The 18,138-nt window shown below is 37.6% G+C and carries 16 protein-coding genes and 1 pseudogene; 7 read left to right on the forward strand and 10 right to left on the reverse strand.

All coding sequences use genetic code 11. The annotated features are described in order from the left end of the window. Positions 1-216: 216 nt before the first annotated feature. Positions 217-981, reverse strand: a complete 765-nt coding sequence (locus ACQKOG_RS15240) for a DUF2935 domain-containing protein (RefSeq protein ID WP_370079256.1) — start codon at positions 979-981, stop codon at positions 217-219. 172 nt (positions 982-1,153) lie between these two features. On the opposite strand from ACQKOG_RS15240, the gene ACQKOG_RS15245 reads away from it, so the two are divergent. After that, the gene (locus tag ACQKOG_RS15245; protein WP_370079254.1) at positions 1,154-2,827 is read left to right on the forward strand and encodes a ribonuclease J; all 1,674 of its coding nucleotides are present in this window, start codon (positions 1,154-1,156) and stop codon (positions 2,825-2,827) included. 217 nt (positions 2,828-3,044) lie between these two features. On the opposite strand, the gene ACQKOG_RS15250 is transcribed toward ACQKOG_RS15245, so the two are convergent. After that, on the reverse strand, positions 3,045-3,680 hold the full coding sequence (locus ACQKOG_RS15250; protein ID WP_370079252.1) for a restriction endonuclease subunit S: 636 nt from the start codon (positions 3,678-3,680) through the stop codon (positions 3,045-3,047). A 211-nt stretch (positions 3,681-3,891) separates the two neighbouring features. On the opposite strand from ACQKOG_RS15250, the gene ACQKOG_RS15255 reads away from it, so the two are divergent. Next, the gene (locus ACQKOG_RS15255) at positions 3,892-4,281 is read left to right on the forward strand and encodes a helix-turn-helix domain-containing protein (protein WP_142510121.1); all 390 of its coding nucleotides are present in this window, start codon (positions 3,892-3,894) and stop codon (positions 4,279-4,281) included. Positions 4,282-4,429: 148 nt separating this feature from the next. On the opposite strand, the gene ACQKOG_RS15260 is transcribed toward ACQKOG_RS15255, so the two are convergent. Further along, positions 4,430-5,305, reverse strand: coding sequence for a radical SAM/SPASM domain-containing protein (locus tag ACQKOG_RS15260; RefSeq protein WP_427447235.1), 876 nt, complete (start codon positions 5,303-5,305; stop codon positions 4,430-4,432). Positions 5,306-5,492: 187 nt separating this feature from the next. Between ACQKOG_RS15260 and ACQKOG_RS15265 the strand changes: the two genes are divergently transcribed. The 3 genes from ACQKOG_RS15265 (at position 5,493) to ACQKOG_RS15275 (ending at position 6,488) form a co-directional block, all read left to right on the forward strand. Next, positions 5,493-5,630, forward strand: coding sequence for a hypothetical protein (locus ACQKOG_RS15265; RefSeq protein ID WP_370079248.1), 138 nt, complete (start codon positions 5,493-5,495; stop codon positions 5,628-5,630). Between the two features lie 163 nt (positions 5,631-5,793). Beyond that, positions 5,794-6,069 (forward strand): hypothetical protein, encoded by a 276-nt coding sequence (locus ACQKOG_RS15270; RefSeq protein WP_427447237.1) that lies wholly within the window; start codon positions 5,794-5,796, stop codon positions 6,067-6,069. A gap of 68 nt (positions 6,070-6,137) precedes the next feature. Continuing rightward, complete coding sequence (locus ACQKOG_RS15275; RefSeq protein WP_427447240.1) at positions 6,138-6,488, forward strand: hypothetical protein; 351 nt, start codon at positions 6,138-6,140, stop codon at positions 6,486-6,488. Positions 6,489-6,525: 37 nt separating this feature from the next. On the opposite strand, the gene ACQKOG_RS15280 is transcribed toward ACQKOG_RS15275, so the two are convergent. The 4 genes from ACQKOG_RS15280 to ACQKOG_RS15295 all read right to left on the reverse strand — a co-directional run bounded on the left by ACQKOG_RS15280 (position 6,526) and on the right by ACQKOG_RS15295 (position 11,557). Further along, the gene (locus tag ACQKOG_RS15280; protein WP_370079371.1) at positions 6,526-7,923 is read right to left on the reverse strand and encodes a SpoVR family protein; all 1,398 of its coding nucleotides are present in this window, start codon (positions 7,921-7,923) and stop codon (positions 6,526-6,528) included. 33 nt (positions 7,924-7,956) lie between these two features. Beyond that, entirely contained in the window at positions 7,957-9,114 is a 1,158-nt protein-coding gene (gene yhbH / locus ACQKOG_RS15285) for a sporulation protein YhbH (RefSeq protein WP_370079244.1), read from the reverse strand. A gap of 158 nt (positions 9,115-9,272) precedes the next feature. After that, a complete protein-coding gene (locus ACQKOG_RS15290) occupies positions 9,273-11,168 on the reverse strand; it encodes a PrkA family serine protein kinase (RefSeq protein WP_370079369.1) in 1,896 nt (631 codons plus the stop codon). Between the two features lie 113 nt (positions 11,169-11,281). After that, positions 11,282-11,557, reverse strand: coding sequence for a hypothetical protein (locus tag ACQKOG_RS15295; RefSeq protein WP_370079242.1), 276 nt, complete (start codon positions 11,555-11,557; stop codon positions 11,282-11,284). A gap of 239 nt (positions 11,558-11,796) precedes the next feature. Between ACQKOG_RS15295 and ACQKOG_RS15300 the strand changes: the two genes are divergently transcribed. After that, positions 11,797-12,795, forward strand: a complete 999-nt coding sequence (locus ACQKOG_RS15300) for a M23 family metallopeptidase (RefSeq protein ID WP_370079240.1) — start codon at positions 11,797-11,799, stop codon at positions 12,793-12,795. A gap of 340 nt (positions 12,796-13,135) precedes the next feature. Continuing rightward, on the forward strand, positions 13,136-14,830 hold the full coding sequence (locus ACQKOG_RS15305) for a methyl-accepting chemotaxis protein (RefSeq protein ID WP_370079238.1): 1,695 nt from the start codon (positions 13,136-13,138) through the stop codon (positions 14,828-14,830). Between the two features lie 342 nt (positions 14,831-15,172). On the opposite strand, the gene ACQKOG_RS15310 is transcribed toward ACQKOG_RS15305, so the two are convergent. The 3 genes and pseudogenes from ACQKOG_RS15310 to ACQKOG_RS15320 form a co-directional block, all read right to left on the reverse strand. Then, complete coding sequence (locus ACQKOG_RS15310; RefSeq protein WP_402871379.1) at positions 15,173-15,859, reverse strand: hypothetical protein; 687 nt, start codon at positions 15,857-15,859, stop codon at positions 15,173-15,175. Between the two features lie 86 nt (positions 15,860-15,945). Then, positions 15,946-16,509, reverse strand: a pseudogene (locus ACQKOG_RS15315) (methyl-accepting chemotaxis protein); the annotation flags it as partial. Between the two features lie 124 nt (positions 16,510-16,633). Beyond that, entirely contained in the window at positions 16,634-18,130 is a 1,497-nt protein-coding gene (locus tag ACQKOG_RS15320) for a sodium:solute symporter family protein (protein WP_427447245.1), read from the reverse strand. Positions 18,131-18,138: the final 8 nt, after the last annotated feature.

The raw sequence follows: 18,138 nt of genomic DNA on the forward strand, positions 1-18,138 counted from the left end.
CAGATGAGAGCCTGCAGCGAAGCGGCTCATCGGACGCCCCCAGGAAGCTCTGCTCTGCGCGAAAGCGAAGCGTCAGCGGCAAATGTTTTAACTGTGCGAAAGCGAAGCGTCAGCGGCAAATGTTTTAACTGTGCGAAAGCGAAGCGTCAGCAACAAAGCGCCCAGTCGGAACGGAAATCAACCTCTCACTTTGCTAAAGAGACCTCTTTAGTGAAATTAACCTTCGCCTCTAGATTGTGCAAGCTTCGATAAATAGTATTGCTCCTCTCTTAGCATATGATCCGCCATTAGAGCTGTAAATGTACCTAATACTTCTGCACTTAACTCCATCTCCTCTAACTCCCGTAAAAAAGTTTTGAATAATCCCATTTCTATATCCACATCATGATTAAAACGAGTTAATGCGGGAAATGAGTCTATATTTGAACGCAAGTATCCTGTAAGCTCTACTGCTTTTAAATAAAACTCTTCAAAATGTTGAGCAAAGGTAGTACTTTTTTGTCTCAATCTTCTTTCTACACCATCCAAATCGTCATGAATGATACCTGCATGTCCTGATGCATCTAACAGCCAGAGTAAGTGATGATGTAGCTCATGAAAGATTGGCGGGACTTCCCCCTTCTTCAAATAGCTAAGTACATTTTGATACTCCTCTAATTCATTCACCATATGATTAAAAAAGGTAGGTGGTAGATGGGTATTAATATTTCCCGTTAATTGCTTTCTAAGCAAATAAAATTTAAATTGCTTTAGTTGTTCTACAGCTTCATCGACTGTAAGTGAGAAGGAAACCGCATTATTGGCTTCTATCGAATTTACATAGGCAAGAAGCTGAGAAAATTGAAGAATAAATGCGCTCGCTCTTTTGATATCCTCTGTTTCCGATGGATACAAGGAATCATGAATAAATTGAGAATGGTCTTTCAGTATCCTTAGCCAAAACCTATGTTCAAACATCGCATGCTGTAAGTAATTCGACAACCAGTCACATCTCCTTTATTCTATACGTTCCTCTATTCTATTCTTCATGAAAATCTAATATTAATGCTTAACCTAAAATTGTCTTTTCGTATAGGATGAAACGCTTAAAGCTATACTACTAATGCTGAATTTTCATTAAAGGAACATACTGAAAAATTAGGAGGGAATAGGCTTGTCCACAAAAGACAATATGTTATCGATTTTCGCCTTAGGTGGCATTAATGAGATTGGAAAAAATATGTATGTAGTACAGTATGGGAATGATATTTTAATTATCGACTGTGGCGCTAAATTTCCAGACGAAAGCCTACTAGGTATCGATTTAATAATTCCTGATATTACGTACCTACTGGAAAATAAAGAAAAAATCAAAGCATTAATTGTAACACATGGACATGAGGATCATATCGGCGGTATCCCTTATCTGTTAAAAAAAATAAATGTCCCTATTTATGCAACACGCTTTACTCTTGGTTTAATCGAGCTAAAGTTGAAAGAACATAAGCTTTTAAGAGAGACTGAGTTAATTGAAATTCGTTCTGATTCATCATTAAATTTCGGACAAGTTGATGTTGGTTTCTTTAGAACAAACCATAGTATACCTGATTGCTTAGGAATCGTTATGAATACACCTGAAGGCAATATAGTACACACCGGAGATTTTAAATTTGATTTAACGCCTGTCAATAATCAGTTTGCAGATATTCATAAAATGTCTGAGATAGGATCAGAAGGCGTATTAGTACTTATCTCTGAAAGTACGAATGCCGAACGACCTGGTTTAACTCCTTCAGAGAAGCTTGTCGGTAGTCATATAGAAGATGCATTTTTACATGCTGAGCGTAAAATCGTTATCTCTACTTTCGCTTCTAATGTTAATCGCATACAGCAAATTGTAGATGCAACGATTACTACAAATAGAAAACTTGCATTACTTGGGCGGAGTATGGTGAATGTTGTAGATGTTGCGCTTGAGCGAGGCTATTTAAACATTCCAGAGGATATGTTAATAGATGCACGTGAGGTGAAATATCTTCCACCCGAAGAGGTTGTTGTATTATGTACGGGTAGTCAGGGTGAGCCATTAGCTGCACTCTCTCGCTTAGCAAATGGAAATCATCGTGAAGTCAAAATTTTACCTGATGACACAGTTATTTTAGCTTCATCCCCTATTCCAGGGAATGAAAAGGGTGTATCACGCATCGTTGATAATTTGTTCCAGCTAGGTGCAAAGGTTATTTATGGCTCGGCCAGTCATACCGGTATGCACGTTTCAGGTCATGGCTACCAGGAAGATTTAAAACTAATGCTGACGCTAATGAAGCCCAAATTTTTCATTCCGATTCATGGTGAATTCCGTATGTTACATCAGCACCGTTTGTTAGCTGAGTCCGTTGGTGTCAAAAGAGGGCATACGTTTATTATGAAAAACGGGGATGTTGTTGATATTGAAAATGCAATGGCTAGGCAAACACGTAAAATTCCTTCAGGTGATACGTATGTCGACGGTATCGGTATCGGTGAAGTCGAAGGAATTGTTTTACGAGATCGCAAACAGCTATCAGAAGACGGTATGCTCGTTATCGTTATAACACTTAATAAAATAGATGGTGCCTTTATTTCAGAACCGGATACAATTTCGCGGGGCTTTGTTTATGCCAAAGACTTTGAGGAGCTTTTAACGAAAGTAAATATTCTCGTCAAAGAAACGGTAAATGAGCTTCAGGAAGAAAGTAAGCAGCCAATCCATGTCTTAAAAAGAGAAATCAAAAGAGCTGTCGGTCAATATCTATTTACACAAACAAAAAGAAAACCAATGATTTTACCTATAATTATCGAAATTTAACTTCTTTCAGCAGATGTCCCAACATCCGCTGAAAGAAGTTAAAGCCTCCGGCGGATGTCACGGAATCGGAAAGGAGTTCTTTGTGCAAGTACAAAGCCGATTCCGGACGCAATTATGCCGAGGCATAATTGATAAAAGTCGGTGTAAGGGGTTTTTGCCTTTACACCGACTAAATTCATTTTATCCGATTCCAGTGCGGATGAAGAACCTTTTTACTTTATTTAAGCTCACCCTTAAAAATTTTATGTAGCATTATATTGTAAATATGCTGAGCCCGATTAAACCCATGTTGTAAATTTTGTGAGTGATTTTCTATTTGCATTGAAAAATTGTTAAAATGCTGTGGTAGCCCCTCTACTGCTATCATCAAAGACTCTTTATTTTTTAATAAAAGATGAATCTTATTTAAAATTTGCACCTTTCTGTGTTGGTTATCTATCATCGGAATATCAATGGATATATGGTACAAATGATGCCATTCTTTATTAATTTGATACCATCTAAGAAAGTGTAATAAATAATCACTTAAAATAATTGTTTCATTTGGAATAATAGCGACGATATCATTTGCAATACATGTTTCAGTTTCGCATTGATAAATATATTTATTTGTTTCCTTCAAATTAGCTTTAGTAAGAATGATGGTTTTAGCTGGTACTGGTGCACACTTAAAATGTTTTTTAAATGTATTATTAACTTTTGGTAATTGTTCAATATCACCATTTAGCATTAACTTTTTTAAATTTTCTGCTGTAATTAGGGGTACTCCGACGTTTGTAAAATACTTTTTCTTCGGTACTATTTTCCCCTCTTCTATTTTAGCAACTTCATCTAATCGATAACGCTTTACCATGCCTGAATCCTCCAATCCTCAACTTAATTAGTTATACCCTAAAACAAGCTACTGGAATCATCAACACTATTTTTCATAAGTCTTTTTTCTCAATAAAAACTTACTACCAATCATTGTACCATTTTAATGTAACATTAAATCTATTATACCACTATAATGGTATAGGCATTTTTAATGTTTTTCACTAGCTTTTTACATAGAGGTGAATCATATGTCAGACTTTTTAAAGCTAGTAGGCGAACAACTCCGTATTATTAGGGTTTCCAAGGGGCTTAGTCAGGAAGAAGTAGCAGAAAAAACGGGGAAACTAGGTTTTAGTAAAGGACGAATCTCAAACATTGAACACGGGCAATCTAATATTACATTAAGCACTTTAGAAACACTGATGAAAGCATTAGATATTGCACCTGAGGAGCTTTTTAATTTTCAAAAATTATCTGGTGTTACTGATATTGAAGAAAAGAACCTTGTGCTTGATATACATCGTTCAGTATTAAGGGAGCGCAATTTAGACGAAGTGAAATACGTAGTACGTATTACGAAGGATTTTTTAGATACTATTGATTCACAATCAAAGAAAAACAGCTCCAATAGTCAATGACGTTGGAGCTGTTTGACGGCTAACTACAAATTATTTTATCAAATGTCATCCAAAATTTTTGATGATGAACCTGTTCTATCCTGGTGGCATGCCATTGTTTTAACCATATAAAAAATCCATTTAGTCTACAACCAAATGGATCTTTCTATTACATTCCAAACTTTTGACGATAGCCACATTTTCTGCATAGCTCTTCTACTGCTTCTCTACGTGAAAATCCGTCGATAATATTATTTGCACGTTCTCCTTGAACAATGTCTGTAAAGGATTTCTCATTCACATTCCCCAAATTAATAACGCCCTCACCATCAAGACAGCAAGGCACTACTGTACCATCCACTAAAATAGCGGCTTGGCTTCGTAGGGCATGACAAAAACCTTTGCCTTCATCCTCCGGCTCCAGTAAGCTTGGCCACTTGAATTCATGATCTTGATTTAAATAAATATTATTAGCAATCTTTACACCTTTACCGGGCTGCACTTTTTCTTCGATGCGATAATCAAGATTATATTCATTTTCTAGAATTTCAAGCGTTTCACGATTTCTTCGTGCCGCAATATCCGTTACACTATCCTTTTGTAAATTCCATAAACGATATGAAATAATCGTCTTATAGTCTCTCGAAGCACGCACAAAATCTAATATATCCCCTAAATATTTCTCACGATTTTCCGATCCCTCATGGCCGTCGAAACTATGCAAAGAAAAATTGATTTGACGTAAGGCTGGTTTCCCTAGTATCTTTTCACGATTCTTTTTAATTAGCGTACCGTTCGTTGTAATGTTAACTTTAAAACCTTTCTCATGTGCTGCATCAAGTAATTGATCAATACGTGGGTGTAAAAGCGGCTCTCCTTTTACATGCAAATAAATATATTTCGTATGAGGACGTATTTCATCCAATATTTTATTAAATTGTTCTACTTTAATAAGTCCCTTTGCACGAGCAGTTGGCGGACAAAAGCTACATGCTAAATTACAGACACTCGTTATTTCTATATAAACCTTTTTAAATGTTCTCAACGTTGATTCACCGTTCCAGTTCTTCTTATATTCAAATCCTATTCATTTTATCAAACTTTACGATAAGGAACAGTTTTTCAGTCTCCATCCCCTCACATTATTTATACATCTTAGGGCTACATGAACAAGTAAGCTAGAGAAAAATTAATAACTTAATAGTAATGCTAAAATGAAGGAGGTGAAAATTATGCCTGATAATGAACATTCAAAGGATTCATCTAAAAATCATATTACCATCCATCTTACTATTAATATCGGCAATAAAGAAATCCATTTTGAACAAAGGGCTGAAGGTGGCGGACCAATCAATTTCGCCTTGGCGTAATTGCGTCCGGATTTTGAATTGTGCCCGCACAATTCATTCCTTTGAAAATCCGTGACATCCGCCGGAGGCTTTATCTTCATTCAGGAGGTGTTTGAACATCCATTGAAAAGGAATCACATCCGCATTCATCTCACCATCTTCATAGGTGAGAATCTTCTCCTGAATGAAGATAAATAAGGATGTAGGTACTAATGCCAACCAAGGCGGTCAAAATGCCATACACGGCAGTACTAGAAATATAAACTCCCAATTCGCCGATGGAAACGGTAGAAGCGGTATTGCAGGTGACGATAATGATGAAGCTGGCGGACAACAAGGCATAAAAGTAAGAGACAGTAGAGTGATCGACAGCGATATCCATTCATCTTCGAATCATAGTGAAAGTAGTGAAGATGAAAATGAGTCCTCTCCATTGTTAGAGGAAAATAACAACGAATAAAGTTTATTGGGATCATCAAACGTCCCCATGAAGCTTTGCTCTGTGCGAAAGCGAAGCGTCAGCAACAAATGTTTTCTGTAGCGAAAGCAAAGCGGCAGCTACAATTGTTTTCTGTAGCGAAAGCGAAGCGCCAGCAACAATTGTTTTATCTGTGCGAAAGCAAAGCGGCAGCTACAATTGTTTTATCTGTGCGAAAGCAAAGCGGCAGCTACAATTGTTTTATCTGTGCGAAAGCGAAGCGTCAGCTACAATTGTTTTATCTGTGCGAAAGCGAAGCGTCAGCTACAATTGTTTTATCTGTGCGAAAGCGAAGCGTCAGCAACAAAGCGCCCAGTCGGAACGGAAATCATGGCGATGAACCTTTATTTTCTGAACTGCAAAAACTTCTATCTGTAGGGGTATTTCATACCAACAGATAGAAGTTTTTGTTTTGATTATCCACCAAGGAACCATGTCTCACACATTGCGTTTATAATTTTTTGTACCATCATATGAATAAAGCATTGGCTTTCCATCCACATTTGTTTCTAGATGTACAGGACGACCCCATAGCTGATAAATATATGGCAAAACGTTTTCTAAGTAGTGTGGATCGAGCTCCATTCCCTCGTAGCCATGTACTAAATAGAGCTCTCCGTTACGAAGGTAATCTCCGTTTTTAACGACGATATATGGGAATCCCCCGTTTACACGCATCGATACGAGCTGATCTCGAACCATTTCATGCTCCTTATCTGTAATACGGTATTCACTGCCCTTTTTCTGGAACAAATAAAGATCTTCACGTCTTGCTAAATCCTTCGTCAAATAGTTACGGATAAAGGATATATCCGACTCTATCTCTCTAACCTCAAACATTTTCTCTCGACCTGAGTTTGGCTGAACATCTAGCTTTCTCATCTCTTCCGTTGGATGATTATAGCGGTTCTCAATATCCTCGAAAATTTTCACACCAAGGTAATAAGGATTAATGGATGTTTTTGAAGGCTGCACAACACCTGCATTTAATTTCGCATATTCAATCGTTTCCGCTGTTGTTAACTTAAGCTCACGCATGATGCGTTGATGCCAAAAGGAAGCCCAGCCCTCATTCATTATTTTTGTCTCTAATTGTGGCCAAAAATAAAGCATTTCCTCACGCATCATCGTTAATATATCTCGCTGCCAGTCCTCGAGCTCCCGACTATGCTCCTCTAAAAATAGCAATAAATCTTTTTCTGGCTTTGGTGGGAAGTGCTTTATTTTTCGCCTTACCGATCTATACTCTTTTTCCTTATCGTCTAAACGCCAGAGATCATCATACGGTGATTTTGCTTGATGAATTTCCTCCTCAAGTTCATCCTCCGTATTCCAAGACAATTTTGGTCGTAAAAGGGAAGGATCGATATGCTCCTGAATCGCTAAAACCGCATCTAAAAACTGTTCGACCTCTTCCTTTCCATATTCTCTTTCATAGCCAGCTATCCGTTCAGCTGTTGCAGTCATACTCTCCACCATATCTCTTCTAGTATTGGAGAAGCGTACATTATTTTTAAAGAAATCGCAGTGTGCCAATACATGCGCAATAATCAATTTATTTTGTGTTAACGTATTGTTATCTAGTAAAAATGCATAACATGGGTTTGAGTTAATCACTAGCTCATAGATTTGACTTAGCCCTAAATCATATTGAAGCTTCATTTTGTGGAATTGTTTACCGAAGCTCCAATGTGAAAATCGAGTAGGCATACCATATGCGCCAAATGTATAAATAATATCTGCCGGACAAATTTCATAGCGCATTGGAAAGAAATCTAAGCCAAAGCTTGAGGCAATTTCTGTAATTTCATCAATTGCTCGTTCAAGTTCGTTCATCTCCACTTTTCTGCCCCCTCCTTTGAACATGATTTAAGATTCATTTTTTTTGAAAAAGCTCTTTAAGGCATCGTACACATCGCCTTTTTTTCTCAAAATATGATATCTAAATTTAGGGTCATCTATTTTTTTGTAAGTGTACATAAGTGTAGAGAAGCGGTTATGCTGATTGACTTCACCATATCCAAACATGCTCGATACATCCATTAACTCTCCCACTAGCTTCAAGCACTTTTCATTATCCATCGATATATTTTCACCATCTGAAAAATGTACTGGATAAATATTATAGCGAGCAGGATTATACTTTTCCCGAATTAGTTCCAATGCTTTTATATAGGCAGATGAACAAATCGTTCCACCGCTTTCTCCCTTCGTAAAAAACTCCTCTTCTGTCACTACTTTTGCCTCGGTATGATGCGCAATAAATTCAATTTCCACTGTCTCATACTTGGAGCGCAAAAATTTTGTCATCCAAAAGAAGAAACTTCTTGCGCAATATTTTTCGAAGGAGCCCATCGAGCCACTTGTATCCATCATAGCAAGGACCACTGCCTTCGATTCAGGTTTTTCCACTTCGTCCCACGTTTTAAAACGCAGATCATCATTATGAATCGGCGTAATTTCTGCTTTTCCTTGAATAGCATTACGCTTTAGCGCATTAAGGATTGTGCGCTTTTTATCGACATTTCCCATTAAACCTTTTTTCCGAATATCGTTAAACTCAATTTTTTCCGTCTTAATATCCGCTTTTTCTTTCTGCTGTAGGTTTGGTAGCTCAAGCTCGTTAAATAACACATTTTGAACCTCTTCAATGCTTACTTCAGCTTCATAATAATCCTGACCTGGCTTGTCACCAGCTTCTTTTCCTTGACCATTAGCCTGATTGCCTCTGCTGGGATCACGCGCAACCACATCACCTACATTACTGTCTCCTTGACCTTGCCCAACATGTTTGGAGTTATCATAGTTATATCGAATTTTATATTCATCAAGTGAACGTATAGGTATTTTAATTACCTCGCGACCATTGGACATGACAATGCTTTCTTCACTAACTAAATCCGGTAAATTATTCTTAATCGCATCTTTTACTTTTTCCATATGCCGTTGCTGGTCCTGGTGCCCTTTACGATGGAGGGACCAATTTTCCTGAGAAATGGCAAAACGTTTATTTTCGTTTTCAGTCATTTTTATCCTCACCCATCTATCAAATTCGCTTTTTCTATACTATGCTAGTCATTCGCTTTCTTGAACTTATATGAAGATAAAAGGAGTGCCCTAAAATGGGACACTCCTATTCATTCCTATCAATAGTCTTATAGTTTCCACTGAATAGGTTAAAGCCACTAACGATTTAACAGACTACCTACATACTGCAATAATTCATTAGCAGACGTTGTATTATAGCCATGCTCATCAACAAGTCTTGCTACAACCTCATTAATCTTCTTCAGCTGTGATTCATCCGGCATTTTTGAAGATGTTGTAATTTTCACGACATCCTTAAGATCCGCAAATAGTTTCTTCTGTATTGCTTCTCGTAATCTTTCATGAGAATTATAGTCAAAACGCTTACCTTTTCGAGCATAAGCAGAAATACGAATTAATATCTCCTCACGGAATGCCTTTTTCGCATTTTCCGAAATACCTATTTGTTCTTCAATAGAGCGCATTAATTTTTCATCAGGATTCATTTCCTCACCAGTCAATGGATCGAAAATTTTATTTTTATTACAAAACGCCTCTACATTATCGAGGTAATTATTCATCAATGTTTTTGCAGACTCTTCATACGAATAAACAAATGCTTTTTGCACTTCATTTTTGGCAATTTCATCATACTCTCTTCGAGCAACTGCAATATAGTTCATATATTTTTCTCGATCTTCCTGAGAAATGGAAGCATGCTGGTCAAGCCCATCCTTTAGTGCACGCAGAACATCTAACGCATTAATAGATGGTATCTCTTTTCGAATAATTGCAGAAGAAATACGATTAATAATATATCGTGGATCTATACCGTTCATGCCTTCGTTCGGAAACTCTTTTTTAAGCTCCTCTAAGTCAACGGAATTAAATCCCTCCACATTTTCTCCGTCGTACAGTCGCATTTTTTTTATAAGATCCACACCTTGTTTTTTCGGTACTTCTAGTCTTGTTAGAACCGAAAAGATTGCTGCGGCCTTCAATGCATGCGGCGCAATATGAACATGTGACATATCGCTTTCTTTAATCATTTTTTCGTAAATCAATTCTTCCTGACTAACTTTTAAGTTATACGGAATCGGCATGACAATAATACGTGAATGTAACGCCTCATTCTTTTTATTTGAAATAAATGAACGATACTCTGTTTCGTTCGTATGCGCAACAATTAATTCATCTGCACTAATTAATGCAAATCGACCTGCTTTAAAATTACCTTCCTGTGTTAAAGATAATAAATTCCACAAGAATTTTTCATCGAGCTTTAACATTTCTTGGAACTCCATCATACCTCTGTTTGCCTTATTTAACTCCCCGTCAAAGCGATAAGCACGGGGGTCAGATTCTGAACCAAATTCTCCGATTGTTGAGAAATCAATACTACCTGTTAAATCTGCAATATCCTGTGATTTTGGATCTGATGGCGTAAATGTTCCTATGCCCACACGTTTGTCTTCAGAAAAAGTAATACGTTCAATCATTACATTTTCAATACGTCCATCGTACTCCTTTTCAAGACGCATCGTATTTAAAGGCGATAAGCTTCCTTCAATTCGTATACCATACTCCTCAAAAAATTCATTACGCAAATGATGTGGAATTAAATGTAGAGGATCCTCATGCATTGGACATCCCTTAATTGCGAAAACTGCACCCTCATCTGTTCTCGAAAATTGTTCGAGTCCACGTTTCAACAAGGTCACTATCGTTGATTTACCACCACTTACTGGTCCCATTAATAACAAAATACGTTTTCTAACATCCAATCTTCGCGCTGCTGGATGGAAATATTCCTCCACCAGTCTTTCAATGGCTGTTTCAAGCCCAAAAATTTCTTGCCCAAAAAATTCATACATTTTTTGCCCATCGCGTTCCTCTACACCAGCATTTTTTACCATATTGTAGACGCGTGAATGGGCTGTTTGAGCAACTTCAGGTCTTTCCTTGATGATGTTTAAGTAATCTGCAAATGTACCTTCCCACTTTAGCCGATTTTCTTCTTCGCGATAGCTTTTCACTTTATCTAAAATGTTGATAGCCTTCCCTCCATTCAGGGCTTGATTTATAACATAGTATGAAGGAAATGGCATTATGATACCCAATACTTTTTCTTTGTTGAAGTTTCTTCTTATTGCCTATAATTTTTTTCCTACAGAATAAAGGAATTCAAAGTCAAACAAAAAGAATGTTTTAAACTTACTCGTTTCACCTGACGTTTTATTGTTTCATCACCAAAGTTAGGATGACATTTGTTAAAAGATACTACTTGAGAATAAGTTGATTGAAGTGGAGACTGGGCGACTCCTTGGGGATTAGCGTCACAGATGAGACCCTGGAGCGAGCGCATAGGGGAACGAAGGCTAAAACCATCACGTCCTGTGATAACGCCTTCGTGACCAACATCGCGTTGCCCCAAGCGGCTCATCGGACGCCCCCAGGAAGCTCTGCCCTGTAGCGAAAGCAAAGCGTCAGCTACAAATGTTTTATCTGTGCGAAAGCGAAGCGGTAGCAACAAAGCGCCCAGTCGGAACGGAAATCAACCTACGCTATGTGCCCGTTTTTATCACAAAAAATTGCTCATTTCTACCGCTTCATTTTCCCACAAAAAGTGCTGAATGAAGATAAAAAATTCGGTTATTCTAACGTTAGAAAGGAGGTCCACTATTGAATCGCCATTTTATATTCCTTTTATCATGGATGTTATTATGGAGTTTTACTCTCCCCTCTGTTGCTTTAGCAAAAGAAGAACCCACCCAAGAAGAAATTGTGCAACAACGTATGGCCTATTACGTACAATTTGATGAATTACTTATCCCATGGCATTTCTTAGCAGCCATTGACCAATATGAACGAAATTTACAATCCGTTCGCAAAGATATTCCGAAACGGGATGGTATCATTGCCATTCAATTTTCTGATGAATATTGGTCAGGTGCTTTAAATCCTGTACGAGATGATACTCGTCCAGAAACAATTAGTTACTTTGGCGGGATGGGCCTAGATGGCAATAGTGACGGAGTTGCCAGCCCAAAGGATGATGCCGATATAATTTTCTCCATGGCTACATTTTTAAGTAAATTCGGAACAACTGATGAGGACTTTAAATTAGCTTTATGGGAATATTACGGAAGTGAACAAGCCGTAAATCAAATCTTCGCCATTTCCAAAATGTATAGTCATTTCAAAACAACTGAGCTCGATGCCCACACATTCCCAATTCCTACTAATTACGATTACAGTTATCGGAGTACATGGGGAGACAATAGGGGCTGGGGTGGACGCCGTATTCATGAAGGAACAGATATTTTCGCTAGCTATGGTACTCCCGTACTTTCTACCTCTTATGGAGTAGTGGAAATAAAAGGGTGGAACCAATTTGGTGGTTGGCGCATAGGAATTCGTGATAATCATAACTCATATCATTATTATGCCCATCTCGGTAGTTATAATAAGAAGATTAAAGTAGGCGACTTTGTCGAGCCTGGAACTGTTCTCGGTTATGTTGGTAGTTCTGGCTACGGTAAAGAAGGAACGTCCGGAAAATTCCCGCCTCATCTTCACTATGGCATTTATAAGTTCAATGGACGTACAGAATGGGCATTTGATCCATATCCATCACTACTACAATGGGAACGACTAGCTAAAAAAGCAAAACAACAATAATCAATTACGACTCGGCTGAAAAATGGCGAGGTGAAGATGTGTTTTCTTTTCAGTGGGTGTTCAAACACCAAATATTTAGAGCGCTTGGTGCACTTGTGCAGCAAGTGCTTTTTCTCAAGTAGGAAAAAATACATAAAAATATTAAAAAAACTTCACAATTGCATATTAGACAATATATTTTTAACTACCTACCCCATTAACACCAAAATATTATTGTACTAAAAAACTATTTTTCATTTTTCCATTAAAAGGGCTTATTTATGTAAAGATTTAGTTATAAAATAATATTTGTACTATAACAATTATATTTTAGAGACCATTTAGCAAAGGGTGGGAAAAGATGAAAGGTATTTTTCAGTTTAAAACACTTAAAGCTCGAATATTAAGTGCATTTATTCTTTTATTAGTACTAGTTGTTTGTTATACAACCTATAGCTACATTTCTAATAATAAGATGGAAAAACAAGCAGAAGGTTTAGTGAAAGAAGATTTACAAGTCTTAACTGCAAGTAAGAATCTAGCAATGTCTATGAGTGTTCGTCTCTCTGCAGCTTTAAGTTATGTTGTATCAGGTGATGAAAAATACATAGAAACTTTTAATGAATATCGTCAAATTGCTGAGGAAAGTAATAGTATAGTTGAAAAATACGAAAATACGCCTGAGCGTGCGGCACTAGTAGAAATGGCACGTACATGGAGCAATCGCGTAAATACCGAAGTATTCGATGTTTATAAAAAAGGGGATAGAGAATTAGCATTAAAAAATTTAACAGCTATCAATAATCTCGTAACCGAAGTTCGTGTTGGTTATGAAGAATTGGCCGATAAACGCTCCGATGCCATTACTAAGGTAGGAGATGACGTAGTCTCTACCAGTTTAAGCAATAAAACAGTCGGACTGATTGTTAGCATAGTATTGATAATCGCAGGTGTCCTAATCGCTATTGTCACTGCTAGAGATATTTCCAAGCCTATTACGATTGTCTCAAAGCGCATGAGCGAATTAGCGGATGGCCATTTGCAACATGAACTACTTCCAATAACTCATCGTGATGAGATTGGTCAATTAATGATTTCCGCCAATGAAATGAATGAAAAATTAAAACAAACGATTAGCTCAATCTATATTGTTTCCGAAACAGTAGCAGCTAGTAGCGAAGAGCTGGCCCAATCTTCGAATGAAGTGCAATCAGGTACAGAACAAATTACCGTGACTATGCAGGAGTTAGCCTCTGGCACAGAATCACAAGCATCTACAGCAGGTGATTTAGCCGAAACAATGTCTTCTTTCCAGCGTAGCATTCATGAAACAACACAGGAAGGCGTTAAATTAAAAGAACATTCAAGTCATGTACAAGAACTAACAACAACTGGTAAAGACTTAATGATACAATCAACACAACAAATGGCAGCTATTAATGAGATTGTGTTAAATTCAGTGAAAAAAGTTGAAGGCTTAAATGTGCAGTCTGCTGAAATTTCCAAGCTTGTTTCTGTCATCGATGATATTTCAAATCAAACAAATTTACTTGCCTTAAACGCTGCCATCGAAGCAGCTCGTGCAGGAGAGCATGGTAAAGGTTTTGCAGTTGTAGCCGATGAAGTTCGGAAGCTAGCAGAACAAGTACAATTCTCTGTCACTGATATTTCAACAATCGTCAACCGTATTCAAGGAGAAACTGGCAATGTAACAACCGCTCTGCAATCCGGCTATGAAGAAGTAAAAAGAGGAAACGCCCAACTAAATCAAACAAATGAAACATTTGACCAAATTTCGAAAGCCGTTGAAGAAATGATTCTTAACATAAATACCATCTCAGGTAATTTAAATAAAGTCGCTCAAAATTCCGAGTCTATCAACGTCTCTGTTGATGAAATGGCTTCTATTTCTCAAGAGTCTGCGGCTGGTGTAGAACAAACAACAGCAACTGTAGAGGAAACTGCCGCTACTATGGAGGAAATTTCAAGGAGTGCAAATCAACTCGCTGGTATGGCTGAAGAGCTAAATATCCAATTACAGCAGTTTAAAATTTAAAGTTCGGTTCGGATTCTTAATTTGGAGAACGTGGCGTGTTGGGTCTCTAACGGAGATTTCTTTGGTACCCCGAGTACTTTGGAGCGGTACCTGATTACTTCTTTGGCTCACCCGAGCACTTTGGAGTGTTACCTGACCACTGCTCTGGCTCACCAGAGCAGTTCGGAGTGATACCGGATTACTTCTTTCGCTCACCCGAGCACTTCGAGACGATACCTGATCACTTCTCACGCTCACCCGATCACTTTAAGATGATACCTGATCATTACTCTAGATTATCCTAAAAGCTAAAAAGCTATCTCGACATTACGTTCGAGATAGCTTTCTTTACTACATATTAGTTTATTGCCACTGTCTAATTGGTACCCTTTCAAGCTCATAGCGTTTGATAATAACACTGATCTTCTGAAACCATTCCTCACATAACTCTAACGCTTCTTGATACTCATCCTCTTCTCTTGAAATAGGCTCACCGTTATCTAGAAAAACATATTCTAGAATAGGATCAGATAAGTTATCAGCTACAATCTTCAACGTCAATTGAGTCACAGTGTTATCCTCAGGGTCCTCTTCATCGGATTCCTCTTCTTCTATATCCAGATCTTCACCAAGTAATGAACCACTTATTAAACTATTGCTAGTCCTAGCAATATACATTTCGTCCTCTACTATAGCAACTTCATATATTTTATTGAATGAGATTTCTTTTTTAATCAAATCTTCTTCTAAATCTTCTCTACTTACGAGAAAAAGTGTATTTGTAGGTTCATTTAGTAATAAAGCGTTTAAACAATCATTTGAGATAATGCAATGCGTATGAGGGATAGCCATAAGCTCCTCCTCACTTGCCTCTTTCATTTCATTTAATCTATTGTTATAGATATATCGTTCTTTAACATATCGAATAATTCCTGCTATTAATACTCCTAAACCAATTAAAAAATAGACGTTGCTAAAGATAGCCGTTTCGACTAACTTTGCTAGTAATAAATAGATCATTCCTAGAAATACAAGAAAAAAGGTTTTCATCCATATCCCACCCTCAAAAAGATAATCGATAGGTTTATTTCATCCATGTTAATAGAAATTTTATTCTAACGATTATCTTTTCATTCTTAATTTCTGTGGGAAATATCTGTGTTTTTAGCGTCTACATCAAACTTTGAAACGGATTTTTCCAGTTCTTCTGCCATTTTGTTCAGTTTTAAAATAGAATGGAGGATATCTTGATTGTAGCTTTCTTGCTCCATCGTACGCTCTACAACACTTTCTGTTGCCTTTGCAGCCTTATTAGCTAGCATCGTTGTTTCCATAACGCCTGCTGTAATCTCCTCAGAAAATGCGGACATTTCTTCTGAGGTTACAGAAACTTGTTTGGTATGAGATACTACGCCCTGAATAGATTGGAGAATACTTTCAAATGATTTTCCAGCTTCTTCAACAGCTTGTAAACCATCTTCTACATTTCCTGTTACAACATTCATCGTTTGCACCGTTAAGCTCGTATCCTCATTTATTTTGGAAATCAAATTTGATATACTATTCGCTGATTTTTCTGATTGCTCCGCGAGCTTTCTAACTTCTTCAGCTACTACGGCAAAGCCCTTTCCAGATTCACCAGCTCTAGCTGCTTCAATCGCAGCATTTAATGCAAGTAGATTAGTTTGTGAAGCAATATCACAGAAGTGAGCTTCAGGGAGCCCACTTCTCCAAAGGTGGGAGGAATGAAGTGCTCTTTTCTTTTTAGAACATATGTTTATATTGTATATTGTAAATGTTTCTATTTTTATTTATAAATAATTATTAATTTGAATGTTCCTTTAATTCCTCTTTACTGCCTACATTGTCTAAAGTCTTATCTTTTTCAATTTTATGCATCTCGAGAACATGTTGCGAAGGTGGAATAATCAAACTTACAATAACAATTGTAATACCTGTAATCACAACGCCTGAGAAAACAGGTGCTTGCCACAGTTCATTTAACAAACCTAAAAATCCTTTTGATTGGATTGTAAGACTAGGCACATGTGTTAAAGATGTAATAGTGTAATAAACTAACCCGACAGTTATACTAGCCCAAACTGCAGGTGTACTTACTCGCTTCCAAAACGGCCCTAAAACGATTGGCCAGAAAATCGTCACGAAGACAATATCCCATGCCAAATATGCTAAATCAATTACTTTCTGGAAGCTGACCGCTAAAACTAAGCCTAGCAAAGCGCTTAAAATAATAATAAGTCTTGAAAATCTTAATAGTTTTTTAGGATCTGGGTTACGATTAATAAAGTCTAAATAAATGTTTTTTGTGATAATTCCTGAAGTCGCAACATAACACGCGGCTACAGTAGACATCCCCATCGCTGCCATTGCTGTTAAAAAGATGGCTGCTAATAATGGAGGGAAATATCCTTGAGCAAAGGCAAGCATTAACGTCTCTGGGTTTGTACTATTAGGATAAATCGTTTTGAACGCTTCTCCTAACATACCCGGAATCCAGCTGATCGCGATAATAATAGTTCCAGCTATAATCATACTGCGCTGTGCTACTTTTGGACTTTTAGCCGCGGCTACCCTTTGTCCTAAGTCCACTGCCGGAATATCACCAAGTGCTAACACAAGATATAGCGTCCAAAACTCTGCTCCAGCCTTATTGAAGAGTTCACTAATATTCCACCACTCCGGGTTAAATGTTACATCAGGGTAATAGAATAAGATAAAAATTGTGATCCCTACTATCCCCGCTACTGCAAGTGCTCCCTGAACAATTTCCGTATAGGCTACAGCCCATAAGCCACCAATAACAGAATATAGGGCTGTTAATGATACAAAGAGTAATGCTGCTGGAACGAAATCAATTTGCAACAGCTGCTGAATGATATACGTGCCTCCAACTGTTAACGCCGCTGCATTAAAGACACCGAAGGCAATCGCCATGACGACGCCTGTATAAGCACCTAGCTTTTTGCTACCATATCTTAATCCATAGTAGTCTGCTAATGTCCAGCCTTTTAATCTACGTAAAGGCTTCGTCCAAATGAGTGCTCCAAGAATCATACAAGTCCCTAAACCGCCCATTGTCGCTGAACCTTCAAAGCCGCCACTTGTGTAGCTAGAGCCTACTGCTGCAAAGAAGAATGGGGCTGCTAATAAGGCCGCCACTAGACTTCCTGTGACAACAGATAAAGGCATGCTCCACCCAGCAACAATTAAATCCTCTGCAGTATTAACTCGTTTGTATCCTTTATACCCAATGTAATAAATAAAAATTAAGTATAAGCTAAAGATGATTATATTTAACATTGTATTGC

The organism is Lysinibacillus sp. NPDC093216 (genome assembly GCF_050280325.1).
GTDB lineage: Bacteria > Bacillota > Bacilli > Bacillales_A > Planococcaceae > Lysinibacillus.

Excerpts from the sequence above, each read along its gene's own strand:
- ACQKOG_RS15250 (WP_370079252.1), bottom strand. The coding sequence starts at position 3,680 with ATGGTAAAGCGTTATCGATTAGATGAAGTTGCTAAAATAGAAGAGGGG.
- ACQKOG_RS15255 (WP_142510121.1), top strand. The coding sequence starts at position 3,892 with ATGTCAGACTTTTTAAAGCTAGTAGGCGAACAACTCCGTATTATTAGG.
- ACQKOG_RS15265 (WP_370079248.1), top strand. The coding sequence starts at position 5,493 with ATGCCTGATAATGAACATTCAAAGGATTCATCTAAAAATCATATTACC.
- ACQKOG_RS15270 (WP_427447237.1), top strand. The coding sequence starts at position 5,794 with ATGAAGATAAATAAGGATGTAGGTACTAATGCCAACCAAGGCGGTCAA.
- ACQKOG_RS15275 (WP_427447240.1), top strand. The coding sequence starts at position 6,138 with ATGTTTTCTGTAGCGAAAGCAAAGCGGCAGCTACAATTGTTTTCTGTA.
- ACQKOG_RS15280 (WP_370079371.1), bottom strand. The coding sequence starts at position 7,923 with ATGAACGAACTTGAACGAGCAATTGATGAAATTACAGAAATTGCCTCA.
- yhbH (WP_370079244.1), bottom strand. The coding sequence starts at position 9,114 with ATGACTGAAAACGAAAATAAACGTTTTGCCATTTCTCAGGAAAATTGG.
- ACQKOG_RS15295 (WP_370079242.1), bottom strand. The coding sequence starts at position 11,557 with ATGAGCCGCTTGGGGCAACGCGATGTTGGTCACGAAGGCGTTATCACA.
- ACQKOG_RS15305 (WP_370079238.1), top strand. The coding sequence starts at position 13,136 with ATGAAAGGTATTTTTCAGTTTAAAACACTTAAAGCTCGAATATTAAGT.
- ACQKOG_RS15310 (WP_402871379.1), bottom strand. The coding sequence starts at position 15,859 with ATGAAAACCTTTTTTCTTGTATTTCTAGGAATGATCTATTTATTACTA.
- ACQKOG_RS15320 (WP_427447245.1), bottom strand. The coding sequence starts at position 18,130 with ATGTTAAATATAATCATCTTTAGCTTATACTTAATTTTTATTTATTAC.